This is a genomic window from Streptomyces sp. NPDC048671, assembly GCF_055587045.1.
In genome coordinates this window covers 306,276-319,725 of the sequence record NZ_JBVJHB010000006.1, presented here as the reverse complement: position 1 = coordinate 319,725, position 13,450 = coordinate 306,276, and the positions used below count along the sequence as shown (strand labels likewise).

Annotated in this window: 10 protein-coding genes and 1 tRNA gene; 6 read left to right on the top strand and 5 right to left on the bottom strand. The window is 70.6% G+C overall.

Translation table 11 applies throughout. The features are described from left to right. Positions 1–9 precede the first annotated feature (9 nt). Positions 10–82 (bottom strand) — tRNA-Arg (locus ACZ6S6_RS14675). Between the two features lie 502 nt (positions 83–584). Here ACZ6S6_RS14675 and ACZ6S6_RS14670 point away from each other — a divergent pair. Beyond that, positions 585–2,438: a class I adenylate-forming enzyme family protein gene (locus ACZ6S6_RS14670; protein ID WP_469705856.1), complete on the top strand. Its 1,854-nt coding sequence runs from the start codon at positions 585–587 to the stop codon at positions 2,436–2,438. Here the strand turns inward: ACZ6S6_RS14670 and ACZ6S6_RS14665 are convergent. Continuing rightward, on the bottom strand, positions 2,425–3,702 hold the full coding sequence (locus ACZ6S6_RS14665) for a M6 family metalloprotease domain-containing protein (protein ID WP_362965139.1): 1,278 nt from the start codon (positions 3,700–3,702) through the stop codon (positions 2,425–2,427). The two genes, ACZ6S6_RS14670 and ACZ6S6_RS14665, sit on opposite strands and share 14 nt — an antisense overlap. A 305-nt stretch (positions 3,703–4,007) precedes the next feature. Here ACZ6S6_RS14665 and ACZ6S6_RS14660 point away from each other — a divergent pair, with 305 nt between their 5' ends. Beyond that, on the top strand, positions 4,008–4,670 hold the full coding sequence (locus tag ACZ6S6_RS14660; RefSeq protein WP_362965137.1) for a TetR/AcrR family transcriptional regulator: 663 nt from the start codon (positions 4,008–4,010) through the stop codon (positions 4,668–4,670). 213 nt (positions 4,671–4,883) lie between these two features. Then, positions 4,884–6,422, top strand: a complete 1,539-nt coding sequence (locus ACZ6S6_RS14655) for an MFS transporter (protein ID WP_469705855.1) — start codon at positions 4,884–4,886, stop codon at positions 6,420–6,422. A gap of 81 nt (positions 6,423–6,503) precedes the next feature. Here ACZ6S6_RS14655 and ACZ6S6_RS14650 read toward each other — a convergent pair whose 3' ends face one another. Further along, complete coding sequence (locus ACZ6S6_RS14650; protein ID WP_362965133.1) at positions 6,504–7,016, bottom strand: MarR family winged helix-turn-helix transcriptional regulator; 513 nt, start codon at positions 7,014–7,016, stop codon at positions 6,504–6,506. 134 nt (positions 7,017–7,150) lie between these two features. On the opposite strand from ACZ6S6_RS14650, the gene ACZ6S6_RS14645 reads away from it, so the two are divergent. Then, positions 7,151–7,933: a dioxygenase family protein gene (locus tag ACZ6S6_RS14645; RefSeq protein ID WP_469705854.1), complete on the top strand. Its 783-nt coding sequence runs from the start codon at positions 7,151–7,153 to the stop codon at positions 7,931–7,933. Between the two features lie 108 nt (positions 7,934–8,041). On the opposite strand, the gene ACZ6S6_RS14640 is transcribed toward ACZ6S6_RS14645, so the two are convergent. Then, positions 8,042–9,082, bottom strand: coding sequence for a questin oxidase family protein (locus ACZ6S6_RS14640; RefSeq protein WP_469705853.1), 1,041 nt, complete (start codon positions 9,080–9,082; stop codon positions 8,042–8,044). A gap of 550 nt (positions 9,083–9,632) precedes the next feature. Between ACZ6S6_RS14640 and ACZ6S6_RS14635 the strand changes: the two genes are divergently transcribed. Then, on the top strand, positions 9,633–10,631 hold the full coding sequence (locus ACZ6S6_RS14635; RefSeq protein ID WP_362965127.1) for a sigma-70 family RNA polymerase sigma factor: 999 nt from the start codon (positions 9,633–9,635) through the stop codon (positions 10,629–10,631). 209 nt (positions 10,632–10,840) lie between these two features. Here the strand turns inward: ACZ6S6_RS14635 and ACZ6S6_RS14630 are convergent, their stop codons facing one another. Next, positions 10,841–11,818 (bottom strand): helix-turn-helix transcriptional regulator, encoded by a 978-nt coding sequence (locus tag ACZ6S6_RS14630; RefSeq protein ID WP_362965125.1) that lies wholly within the window; start codon positions 11,816–11,818, stop codon positions 10,841–10,843. Positions 11,819–11,880: 62 nt separating this feature from the next. Between ACZ6S6_RS14630 and ACZ6S6_RS14625 the strand changes: the two genes are divergently transcribed. Beyond that, entirely contained in the window at positions 11,881–13,446 is a 1,566-nt protein-coding gene (locus ACZ6S6_RS14625; protein WP_469705852.1) for an MFS transporter, read from the top strand. The last annotated feature ends 4 nt before the right edge of the window (positions 13,447–13,450 follow it).

Below are 13,450 nucleotides of genomic sequence, written 5' to 3'. Positions count from 1 at the left end.
TTTGGCTTGTGCCCCCGGCAGGATTCGAACCTGCGACACCCGCTTTAGGAGAGCGGTGCTCTATCCCCTGAGCTACGAAGGCGCGGGCTTGGAGGAACCTTGCTGAAAGCCCGGTGAACGGGTCATCGGCAAGGGCTGCAGGCCCACTGGACGGTCGAGGTGTGGCGCTTTCTGCGATCTTGCTGGGGCAGGCAGCGGGACATACCAATGAACGACCAGGGACAGCGTAGCGGATCCGTCCCCGCGAAGGGCTTCCCCATGGGGTTAGCGGCAGCGGGCGCAGGGTGTCTGCTTCTGACCTGCCATTTCTGTGAGTCTGTGGGGCTGTGGGTCTGGGGTTCTTCGGGAGGGGTGCTCCCGGCCGGGCAGTGCGGATGACGGCTCTGTGGTCTCGTCGCCGCCGTCCTCTCTCACCAGCGGCACACGACGAGTTGATGACGCGTCACGGGCACTCGGGGTGTGACTCGGGTCGTTGGGATCTGTGACGGTGGGCGGACGCGGGGCCGGGCCGGGTCCTCTTGACGGGGTTCGGGCGCGGGCATAGCGTCGCGAAAGCCCTGAGCAAGCGCTTAGAAAGGTCGTTCGTGCCGCACACCGAACCGACGCCGGCCACATCCGCTCCCGAGCCCACCGCCGGAGCTGCCGCCGAGGCGGCTGCCCGGGTGGAGGCCGCGTTGACCGGGCCAGGGGGTCCGTTCGCCGTTGTACGTGCCGAGGACGGGCCGCAGGCGGGCTCACTCGTGTACGCCGACGGGCCCAGGACCCTTCGTGAGTTCGTGGAGACCACCTGGGCGTTCGGCGACCAGCCGTTCCTGATCGCGGGGGATCGCAGCTATTCGTACGGGGAGTTCTTCGCCGCGGCCTCCGCGCTGGCGTGCCGGCTGGGCGAGACGTACGGGCTCCGGCCGGGTGACCGGGCCGTGGTGGCGATGCGCAACCACCCGGAGTGGCAGATCGCGTTCTGGGCCGTCCAGTTGGCCGGGCTGGTCGCCGTCCCGCTGAACGCCTGGTGGACCGAGAGCGAGTTCACGTACGCGCTCGACGACTCCGGGCCGCGGGTGCTCCTGGTCGACGGGGAGCGGCTGCCTCGGGTCGCGGCCTGGGCCCGTGGGTCCGGGGCTCGCGTGATCGTCTTTCACGACGAGGAGCGCGAGAAGCCCGAGGCCGGTGGAGCGGGTGGGGCGGAGTCGTCGGGCGGGGTCGAGTGGTACGTGGACCTGCCCGCGCCCGATCCGTTCGCCGCGCCGCCCGACGTCGAGATCCGGCCCGAGGACGACGCGACGATCATCTATACCTCCGGTACCACCGGCAGGCCCAAGGGTGCCGTCGCCACCCATCTCGCCCAGGCGGGTGCCGCGCGCAACCCCCGGTTCCACGCGGCGGCCTCCGCGCTCGGCCGGGGCGTCATCCCGGGGCAGGGGCCGGCGCCCGTTTCGCTGCTGACGTTCCCGTTCTTCCACGTCGCCGCGTTCACCAGCTTCTACGCCGCGATGTCGGCGGGTGGCGCCCTCGTCCTGATGCGCAAGTGGGACGCGGAGGAAGCGCTGCGGCTGATCCGCGAGCACGGGGTGACGCACTACGCCGGAGTGCCGGCCACCGCGCTCGACCTGCTCGCCGCGGCCACCCGGGACGGGGACGGGCTGGAGAGCCTCCGGATGCTCAACACCGGCGGGGCCGCCGCCCCGCCGGATCTGGTCGCTCGGCTGACCGCCCGCTACGGCGAGCGGATCGAGCCGCGCAACGGGTACGGGCTGACCGAGACCAGCGGTGGCGTCCTGGCGAATTTCGGCGCTGACTACCGGCTGCACCCGGGCAGCGTCGGCCGTCCGACCCCCACCACGGAGGTGCGTATCGCCGATCCGGCGGGGGAGGCGCTCCCCGAGGGGGAGGTCGGCGAGCTGTGGCTGCGCGGACAGGCGCTGGTCCGGGGCTACTGGCGGGACGAGGCGGCGACGGCGCAGGCATTCACCGGTGGCTGGTTGCGCACCGGGGACCTGGCGGTGGTCCGCGAAGGGCGGATCAGCGTCGTCGACCGGATCAAGGACATGGTGATCCGCGGCGGTGAGAACGTGTACTGCGCCGAGGTCGAGGCCGTGCTGCACGACCACCCGGACGTCGAGGACGCGGCGGTCCTGGGAGTGGCCCACCCGGTGCTGGGCGAGGAGGTCGCCGCCGTCGTCCGGCTCCGCCCGGGTGCCGCTGCCACGGCCGATGACCTGCGGGCGCACGTGGGGCGGAGCCTGGCCGCGTTCAAGGTTCCGGCCCATGTGGTGATGTCCGGGGAGCCACTGCCCCGCAACGCCACCGGGAAGATCCTCAAGCGGGAGCTGCGCGGGCCGGTGGAGCAGGAGGTACGGGAGGCGCGAGAGGCACGGGAGGTACGGGAGGCGCGGGAGGTAGGGGTGGAGCGGGAGGTACGGGAGGTCAGGGGCGGGTGACCCTTACCCGGTAGTCCCCCTTGGCGTCCTTGTCGACCACCGATATGCGTATCCCGGTGGCCCGGTCGGTGAAGGTCTGGCCGGGCTGGAACGGGGCGTCGGAGAGTTCGGCGTGCACATTGGGGAGCCGGGTGCAGCCACTGCTGTCCTTGGTGCTGTCCGTGACGGAGATGGGCCCCTGGCCGGTGTCGACGTCCGAGCTGACCTTGTAGATCAGTACGCCGGGCCGGCAGACCGCCTGGTCGTTGCCCGCCTGGGTCCGTACCTCCACCGCGTAGCCGGACTCCGCGGTCAGCGGCACGAACGCCAGCTTCGTGCCGCCGCGGGTGGCCAGCGGTTCGAGGACGTGGTCGCTGGTGCCGGTCCGCGACGCGCAGCTGATCTGGCTGTTGTCCAGCCAGCCGAGCTTCCACTTGTGCCAGCCGAGCATGTCGTTGTTGGCGCCCCAGTCCTCGGACATGATGTCCCAGTGCCCGACGGAGCCGCCGCCCTCCATCGTGTAGAGGTCGGGCAGGCCGAAGACGTGGCCGTTCTCGTGCGGCAGGACGCGGTACCCGGTCTGGGCGTACGACCCCGAGCCGTCGTCCTGCCGGCTGTAGACGAAGGACGTGTTGGCGAGCGGCACGCCGTCCGCGTACGGGGCGTCGTCGTTGCCCGAGAAGGTCACGGACAGCACGGTGTCCAGGGCGGAGGGTCCGGCGTTCGGGCTGATGAGAATGTTGACCAGGTCGTACGCGCTGAAGTCCACCTTCGGGTCGGCGGCGGCGACGATGTCCTGGACGAGGTGGCGGTAGCCCGGTTCGTACGGTGATCCGCGCTCGATCCCGTAACCCGAGAACGGCAGTGGCATCCGCAGCCAGGACTTCACCGGGGCTTCCGGCACATAGGTGAGCCGCCCGTACGAGCTGGTGCGGAACCAGTCGGTGGTCTGCGGGAAGAATTCGGCGAGCCGGTCCATGGCCGGCTCCGTCCCCGGCGCGTCCGAGAAGTCGACCATCAGGTTGAGCGCGTGGATCTGACCGGTGGAGCGGGCGTAGCCCGGCTGCGTCGGCATGCCCTCCGACATCTGTACGCCCATGGTCGCCGATATCCGGCACGGGCCGAGCCCGGCCGATCCGGTGCTGGAGACCGGGCCGGCGGAGGCCCGGCTGGGGAGCGGGAGCGTGTTGCTGGCCGAGGCCAGCGCCGAGATGACCAGGGCTGTTGCCGCGCCAAGGGCGACCGGGTGGCGGTGCTTGCGTATCCGGCGGCGGGGCTGCTGCATGGAGGCGCCTTCGGGGCCGCGGCAGCCGGCCGACCCTGGCTGCGCTCTGCGGATCAGCCTGTGTCGGGTGGTGCGGCGCCGCGCGTTGGGTGCGCCGAAGGGGTGGGATTTTCCCGCTCCGGGGTGACGTGACTCAGGTCACTCCGAGTGGCGAAATAACCGGGGACCACTTCCCCGTTTGCACCGGTGTCCCTGCGAAACGGGGAGGCACTCCCCGGTTACGCGGAGGGGTCGCCCTGGTGACGCGGGTACGAACAGCACGGACGAATACCGGCCGGAAGGCCAGGAAGAGAAGGAGCGCCGTCGTGGACACCGTCGCCCGTACCGCCGCCGGAACCGCGCAGCCGCGTACGCCCCGCCCGCGGGCCGACGCACTGCGCAACCGGGAGCGGATCGTGACGGCGGCGCGCGAGATGTTCGTCGAGTTCGGGCCTGATGTGCCGCTCGACGAGGTCGCCCGTCGCGCAGGCGTCGGCAACGCCACGCTCTACCGGAACTTCCCCGACCGGGCCGCGCTGACCCGGGAGGTCGTCCTCGCGGTCACCTCCCGCACCACCGATCGCGCCGAGGAAGCCGCGAACGAAGGGGGAGACCCCTTCGTCGCGCTCAGCCGCTTCGTGCACGCGGCGGCCGACGAGCGGATCGGGGCGCTGTGCCCGATGCTGTCCGGCGGCTTCGACAAGGATCACCCCGAACTGCTCGCCGAGCTGCGGCGCCTCGAAGAGGCCGTCGAAGGACTCGTCGGGCGTGCCATGTCCGCGGGGCGCCTGCGTACCGACATCGCCGTCGGTGACGTACTGGTCGCCCTCTCCCAGCTCACCCGGCCGCTGCCAGGCGTCGCCTGTATGAACATCGACCGGTTCACCCACCGCCACATCCAGCTGTTCCTGGACGGACTGGAGGCCCCGGCCCGGTCCCGACTGCCCGGAACGGCGGCGACCTTGGAGGACCTGCGGCGCCGGACATGACCATCGTGCCGGGCTCCTGAGACGGCTGCCCGGCCGCACGTCCGCCACGCCTCGACCACCCCTTTCTTCCCGATCCGCGCCCCACCCTCGCCCCACCCTCGTACGTACCGAGCCTTCTCCGCATTCGCGGTTCCTCGCCGCTTCCACGGCTCACGACCGCTTTCAAGGTTCACGACTTCGCGCGCCCGAGCGCGCCCTTAGGTGGCTACTCCCATGTCAAAAACAGCCGATATCCGACTCCCTGATCCGAGTCGCTGGAAGGCGCTGGCGTTCATCGCGCTGGCTCAGCTGATGGTCGTGCTCGATGCCACGATCGTGAACATCGCCCTGCCGCACGCCCAGACGGACCTGGGCATCACGGATGCCAACAAGCAGTGGGTCATCACGGCCTACGCCCTCGCCTTCGGCGGGCTGCTGCTCTTCGGAGGCCGGATCGCCGACCTCTGGGGCCGCAAGCGCACCTTCGTCGTTGGTCTGATCGGCTTCGCACTGGCCTCCGCGCTCGGCGGAGCGGCCCAGAACCAGGGCATGCTCTTCGGCTCGCGCGCACTCCAGGGTGTGTTCGGCGCGCTGCTCGCCCCCGCGGCCCTCTCGCTGCTCGCGGTGATGTTCACCGACGCCAAGGAGCGCGCCAAGGCGTTCGGCATCTACGGTGCGATCGCCGGTGGCGGTGGTGCCGTCGGCCTGATCCTCGGCGGCTTCCTCACTCAGACGCTGAACTGGCGCTGGACGTTCTTCGTCAACATCCCGTTCGCGATCGTCGCGGCCCTGGGCGCGTACTTCGTGATCCGCGAGCCGGCCGGCAGCCGTAACCGCTCGTCGCTCGACATTCCGGGCGTCGTCCTGTCCGCGCTGGGTCTGGTCTCGCTGGTGTACGGATTCACCCGCGCCGAGTCCAGCGGCTGGTCGGACCCGATGACCATCGGTACGTTCGTCGCCGCGGGCGTGCTGCTGCTCGCCTTCGTCCTGACCGAGTCCAAGGTCAAGTCGCCGCTGCTCCCGCTGCGCGTCCTGATGGACCGCAACCGCGGCGGCGTCTACCTCTCGCTGGGCCTCGGCGTCATCGCGATGTTCGGCCTGTTCCTCTTCCTGACGTACTACTTGCAGGTCGTCCAGGGCTTCTCGCCGATCAAGACGGGCTTCGCCTTCCTCCCGATGATCGCGGGAATGATCACCGGTTCGACGCAGATCGGTGCCCGGCTGATGACCCGGGTTCCGGCCCGGATGCTGATGGGCCCCGGCTTCCTGACCGCCGCCGTCGGCATGCTGGTGCTCACGCAGCTGCAGGTCGACTCGTCCTACGCGGCGGTCATCCTGCCTGGGCAGCTCCTGATGGGCCTGGGCATGGGTACGGCGTTCATGCCCGCCATGTCGCTGGCCACGCACGGTATCGAGCCGCGTGACGCGGGTGTCGCCTCCGCGATGATCAACACCTCGCAGCAGGTCGGCGGTGCGATCGGTACGGCGCTGCTCAACACCATCGCCGCCTCGGCCGCCACGGCGTACGCCACCTCGCACGCCGCGCTCGGTGCCACCGACCCGGAGATGCTGAAGCTCCAGTCGATGGTGCACGGCTTCACCGGCGCCATCTGGTGGGCCGTCGGCATCCTGGTGGTGGCCTCCGCGATCGCGGTGACCTTCATCAACGCCGGCCGTCCCTCGTCGGTCACGACATCCGGTGGTACCGGCTCCGGTCCGGGTTCCGCCGACAGTGTCGAGGACGAGCTCCGGATCCCGGTCGTCGCTCACTGACCCGTCTCACAGGCCTCTGCCCCGGTTCCGTCCGACGGAACCGGGGCAGAGGCCTGTGCGGTGGGTGGCGTGTGCGCCGGGTCAGCGGAGCCAGGGGAGGTCGGCGTTCGGGCCCTCCGGCTGCAGTCCGGCCGCGATGACCCGCATGATCTCGCCGAGCGAGCGCACCTGCTCGGGGGTGAGCCGTTCGAACATGGCCTGGCGTACGGCGCTGACGTGGCCCGGTGCCGAGCGGTGGAGCATCTCGTGGCCCTCGTCGGTGAGGACCGCGTTCTGGCCGCGCTTGTCGGACGGGCAGTCCTCGCGGCGCACCCATCCGCTCTTCTCCAGCCGGGCGACGGCGTGCGAGAGCCGGGAGCGGGTGATCTTGGCGTCCTTGGCCAGCTCGGTCATCCGCTTCTGGCGGCGGGGCGCCTGGGAGAGCTGGACGAGCAGTCCGTAATAGATGTGCGGCATACCGGCATCGCGCTGCAACTGGCGATCGAGATGATCCTCCAGCAGCGTGGTGGCGTGGAGGTACGCCCGCCACACACTCTGTTCTTCGTCGGTGAGCCAGCGCGGCGCACCGGTGGATGCCGTGGTCATGTACTCCACTGTACGACCTTTTCTTGAAAGTTGAACTAGATAGAGCTAAGGTCTCCGAAGGTAGGAACTTGAAGGTTAAAGCAGTGTTCCTTCCGAAGGCCCAGTAGAAGACTTACCTTGAGCAGCAGTGGATGGGGAGTGCCATGACAGTCACCGCGGAGCGCATGCCCGCCCTCTATCTCTCCCACGGCGCCCCGCCGCTGGCCGACGACCCGGTCTGGCCCGGCGAGCTGGCCGCCTGGTCCGCCGGTCTGCCGCGGCCCGCCGCCGTCCTGATGGTCTCGGCCCACTGGGAGGAGGCCCCGCTCGCTCTCGGCGCCACCGAGACGATTCCGCTCGTCTACGACTTCTGGGGCTTCCCCGAGCACTACTACCAGGTGCGGTACGCCGCGCCGGGTGCCCCGCGACTGGCCGAGAGCGTCCGCAAGCTGCTGCGCGGAGCCGGTACGCCGGTCCAGGACATCCCGGACCGCGGGCTCGACCACGGGGCGTACGTACCGCTGGTGGAGATGTTCCCGGAGGCCGACATCCCGGTGCTGCAGATCTCCATGCCGACGCTGGACCCGCAGAAGCTGATGGACATCGGACGCAAGCTCGCCCCGCTGCGCGACGAGGGCGTCCTGATCGTCGGCAGCGGCTTCTTCACCCACAACCTGGCCGCTCTGCGGCATCCGGGCGGCGGCACCCCCGGCTGGTCGGCGGAGTTCGACGACTGGGGGAGCCGCGCACTGCGGGCGCAGGACATCGACGCGCTGCTGGACTTCGAGAACAAGTCCCCGGCGGGCCGGCTCGCCCATCCGCGCACCGAGCACTTCGCCCCGCTCTTCGTGACGCTCGGCGCCGCCGAGCAGGAGCTCGACCAGGGGCGCAGCGTGATCGACGGGTTCTGGATGGGACTGGCCAAGCGCTCGCTGCAGTACGGCTAGGACGGCCCCGGCGCAGTCCGGGGAAACGCCCGAGGCCCGCAGCCGGCCGGGGCCTGTCGGGTCGGCCGCTCGCTCGCCGGCCCGGCAGGCCCCGGTTCATGGCAGGGGTCAGAGCACCGGAGGGTTCAGCTCGATCGACCGGAGCGCGGCGGCCAGCGCGGTCGGGTCGCCGACGTCCAGCGCGGTGTCGGTGAACTTGATGGTGTGGTCGTCACCGTGCGCGGCCGCCCGCGCGAAGATCTCCTCGGGGGTCAGGCCGTCGGGCGCGGCCGGGCAGTCGGCCGGCCGCGCCGGGGAGTACGCGGCGGTGACCGCCGCGCCGGCCGCCCACGCGGCGTCCAGGCTCGGCGCCCACAGGTCCCGGGGGAGCGCCGGCAGCGTACGCAGCACGGCGTTGGGCGCGGTGGCGGCGTGCACCAGCATGACCGGCGAGCCGTGCGCGTATGCCGCGTAGCGGTGGGTCGCGGCCCGTACGAGCTCCTCCAGGCGGGCTCGGGCGGCGTCGGGGTCCGTCACGGGCTGCCGCGGCCACAGCGGGAACGCGGTGAGCTGTCCCAGCCGTTCCCGGATGCCGCCGCTCTGGTCCGGCACCCGGTCGACCGCGTCCAGCGCGGCAGCGGCGCCGGCCGCGGGGGCGAGTGAGGTCAGCGGCGGCAGCGGCTGGTGGCGGGCGGCCCAGTAGCCGAGGCCGTGGGCGAGTTCCGCGACGCGGGGCGCGTTCTCCCCGGAGGCCAGCAGGGTGCGTACGCAGTGGCCGACCCGGATCACCGGGTGGGTGGCGCCGGCCGCGATGCCGGGGAGCAGCCGGGGCCACCACTCGGCGAGGACCTCGCGCCACGGCCGGCCGGCCGTCTCCCGTTCGAAGTACGCCGTCCAGTCGGCGATGCGGCACGGGTCGCCCAGGGCCTCGCGCCAGTTCGCCGGGGTCACCTCGGTGAACCGGTCCGGCATGTCCTCCAGCTTCGCGCGGTAGTGGTCCAGCCATCGGTGCACACCGGGTGCCTGGCCGTGGTGCACCAGCGCCTCCACGGCCATCGGAGCGTGATTGCTCAGCCACCCCTCGCGTTCGGGGCCGAAGGAGTGAAGCCGTTCCAGTGCTTCGTCGAGCGTTCCGGAGGTGTCGGGTGTCCTGCGTGTCGTGTCGTCCATGCGGCATCACGCTAGGCACCGCACCGGCGCTCCGTAACGGGCTCTGGTCCTAGGGAGGCAAGGGGCTGTGGTCCTAGGGAGGTGACGGGCCGTGGACCTAGGGAACGCGGCGGCCGGGCGTAGGTCGCGTCCGCGAAGTCCCGCCCGGCCCGGCCTCGCGGGCGCGGGATCCGGGGAGCCGGTCCGTCGACAATACGGACATCCTGAGCAACCAGAAGCCGGTGCGGGCCGTCTTCAGGGGTGGAGTGGGAGCGCGGCCGGGGCGGGTGCCGGTCCGGGGTGAAGGGAATCGTGGCGCGTGTGAGGGCGGTCTCACGTACGTAATAGTCGTAGATGTCCGCCAGGGCCTCCCGTTCGCTCTTGATACCCGGTCTGACCTGCGGGTTCGTTCCGAACGCGCCATGTGTCCCGCGTCGGTGGCGCGACAGGGTACTGCATGATCGCGAAAACGAATGCCAGGCATGGGAATTCTGTCCGGATTCCAGTCGTTGTTTCCATCGGAAGCTGGGCATCCGAAAGGGTGTCGCGACCTACTCAGCAAGGAGCACGCATGGCAACCCGTGCCGTCGCCCGTCGTTCGTCCGCCACCGGCGGGGCCAACCGGGCAAGCAGTGTTCGCGCCGTGGGCGGGGAGATCGCCGATCGCGACCTGGTCGGCATGTACCTGGACGAGATCGCGCGCACGCCGCTGCTCGATGCCGCCAAGGAAGTCGAGCTGTCACAGATCGTCGAAGCGGGCGTTTTCGCGCAGCGGATACTCGACGGCGTGGTGGAGAGCGATGCCGGCGGGGCCTCGCGCGAGGAGCTCGAGGCGCTGGTCGCCGAGGGCGAGCGCGCCAAGGACGTATTCATCCGTTCCAACCTCCGACTCGTGGTGGCCGTCGCCCGCCGGTATCCGCGGGCCGGGCTGCCCCTCCTCGACCTGATCCAGGAGGGCAACGCGGGCCTGGTGCGCGCGGTCGAGAAGTTCGACTACGCCAAGGGCTTCAAGTTCTCCACGTATGCGACGTGGTGGATCCGGCAGGCCATCACCCGCTCCATAGCGGACCAGTCGCGCACGATCCGGCTCCCCGTCCACCTGGTGGAGGAGCTCGGCCGCATCCGCCGGGTGCAGCGCGAGTTCAACCGCGAGCACGGGCGCGACCCGGAGCACGCGGAGATCGCCGCCGAGCTGGACTCCACGACGTCGCGGGTCGGTGACGTGCTGGACTGGGCCCGTGACCCGGTCAGCCTGAACATGTCGGTGGACGACGCCGGTGACACGCAGTTCGGCGACCTCCTGGAGGACACCTCGGCGGTGTCTCCCGAGCAGTCGGTGATGACGCTGCTGCGCAGCGAGGAGCTGGAGGAGCTGGTCGGCAGGCTCGACAATCGCACCGCCTCCATCATCCGGATGCGGTACGGCATCGAGGACGGCCGTGAGCGGACGCTGACCGAGGTGGGCAAGCAGCACGGGCTGACCCGGGAGCGAATCCGCCAGATCGAGAAGCACGCACTGCTCGAACTGAAGCGAATGGCTCACGACACGGGCTTTGACGCTGCGGCGTGAGCCGAAGTCCAGTAACCTCCGAATTGGGCCGCTTCACATCGGCCCCCTGAGCTGAGTCCCGGCGCCCACCCCCCCCTGGCGCCGGGGCTCATCCTTTTTTCCGGGGCCCGGCCTTGTGCTTTTCCGGGGTCCGGCCTTGTGCCAGTGCCCCCAGTGCCCCGTGCCCCCAGTGCTCAGACTTGTGCGGGTGCTCGGCCTTTCGCCGGTGCTCAGCCTTTCCGGGCCGCCGGGGATGCCGCACGGGTGAGCCTGCCGCCCAGGTCGTTCAGATACGCCACCAGCTGCGGCGGCCGGTGCGCGGTGAATTCGCAGTCGACCAGTGCCAGCCGCACCGCCACCCACTCCAGCGAGTCCGCCAGCACCGTACGCAGCAGGCAGCTGTGCTCGCCGGTCGGCTCCAGCGGTCCGATCGCGGCGGGGAGCCGCGCGGCGACGAACTCCGCCGGGGCCGCGAAGCTCACCTCGACCGCCATTTGCGGCTGGATGCGCGACATGGAGCGGCTCAGGAACTCCGCCGCATCGCCGGTGGGCAGCTCGCGGGGTGCGAAGCGGGCCCCGGTCGCCAGTGGATCGCTCACCCGGTCCACCCGGAAGGTGCGCCAGTCCTCCCGCTCCAGGTCGTACGCGACCAGATACCAGCGCCACCCGGTGCTGACCAGGCGATACGGCTCGACCTGCCGCCGCGTCTCGGCGCCGTCCCCCGCGCGGTACGCGAACCGCAGCCGCTCCCGGCCGGTGACCGCCGACGCCATCACGGTCAGCGTCTGCGGGTCGATCGTGGCACCGTCACCGCGGGTCAGCGGCACCGTCGCGTTCTGGAGGGTGGAGACCCGGTGGCGCAGCCGCGACGGCAGTACCTGCTCCAGTTTGGCCAGCGCCCTGACGGAGGCCTCGTCGACGCCCTCGATGGCGTGACCGGCCCCGGCCCGCAGCCCCACCGCGATGGCTACCGCCTCCTCGTCGTCCAGCAGCAGCGGCGGCATGGCCGTGCCGGCGACGAGCCGGTAGCCGCCGACCGAACCGCGCGACGCCTCGACCGGGTATCCCAGGTCGCGGAGGCGGTCGACGTCCCGGCGGATGGTGCGCGGGCTGACGTCGAGGCGCTCGGCGAGTTCACTGCCCGGCCACTCGCGCGGCGTCTGGAGCAGTGACAGCAGATTCAGCAGTCGTGCCGGGGTGTCGGTCATGTCACCCAGGATGCCCGCCCATTGGGTCACGACCTGACCTAATAGGCCCTTAACTTCTTCATATGACTTCTTCCGCACCCCAGCCGTCCGGGGCGGCCGCCCCCGCGGTGTCCTCGGACGCTTCGGACCGCCGCCGGTGGTTCGCGCTGGCCATCGTGATGACCGCGGCCTTCATGGACCTGGTCGACGTCACGATCGTCAACATCGCCATCCCGAGCATCCAGCGGGACACCGGCGCCACGTTCAGCTCGATCCAGTGGATCACCGCCGGTTACGCCCTGGCCTTCGCGGCCGGGCTGATCACCGGTGGCCGGCTCGGCGACATCTACGGCCGCAAGCGGCTGTTCCTCATCGGCATCGCCGGCTTCACCGTGGCCTCCGCGCTCTGCGGCTTCGCCGCCAGTCCGGAGATGCTGGTCGCCTCCCGCATCCTCCAGGGCGCCACGGCCGCGCTGATGGTCCCGCAGGTGCTGTCGATCGTGCACGCCACCTTCCCGGCGCACGAGCGCGGCAAGGTCTTCGGCCTCTTCGGTGCGATCGTCGGCCTGGGTGCGGTCTCCGGTCCGCTGCTGGGCGCGCTGCTCACCGAGTGGAACATCGCCGGTCTCGAATGGCGCCCGATCTTCCTGATCAACCTGCCGGTCGGTATCGCGGGCCTGATCCTGGGGAGCAAGTTCATCACCGAGTCCAAGGCGCCGAAGGCGCTGCGCCTCGACCTGATCGGGGTGGCGCTGGTGACGGCGGGGATGCTCATGCTGATCTACCCGCTGACCCGCGGCGAGGAGCTGGGCTGGCCGCTCTGGGGTTACCTCTCGATGGCCGGCAGCCTCGCACTGTTCGTGGTCCTCGTGCTCTTCGAGCGGTCGAAGGCGCGCCGGGACGGTTCGCCGCTGGTCGAACTGTCGCTGTTCCGGGTCAAGAGCTTCGCCGCGGGCATCGCCGTGCAGTTGACCTTCGGTGTCGGACTCGGCATCTTCTTCCTGGTCTGGACGCTGTACATGCAGCAGGGACTCGGCTGGAGTGCGCTGCGGGCCGGTACGACCGGTATCCCGTTCTCGGTCGCCGTCTCGGTCGCCGCCGGGATCTCCGTACAGAAGCTGGTGCCGCGCTTCGGCCGAAAGGTCCTCCAGGCGGGGGCGCTGCTGATGGTCGCCGGGCTGCTGCTCTACATCTGGGAGTCCGACCGCTACGGCATGGGGATCACGTCCTGGCAGATGGCGTTGCCGCTGGTGGTCATGGGCATCGGCATGGGGCTGATCGTGGCGCCGCTGGCCGACGCGGTGCTGTCGGAGGTGCCCAAGGAACACTCCGGCTCCGCCTCCGGGCTGTTCAACACCGTGCAGCAGATGGGCAACGCGCTGGGGCTCGCGCTCGTCTCGGTCATCTTCTTCGGGGCGATCGGTGACAGGCTCACGCCCGCACAGGTGGGTCCGGCGTTCGCCGACGCCTTCGAGCACTCGCTGTGGTGGGTGGCCGGGGTGCTCGTGGCCATCTTCCTGCTGATGTTCGCGCTCCCGGCCCGGCAGAAGCAGCACGTGGACGGTGGCGGGGCGGCCGACGACTCCACCGCGGAACCCGTCGCCGAGCCCGCCCACGGGCCCGCCGACGAGCCCGTGCTCACGCACTGAGCGG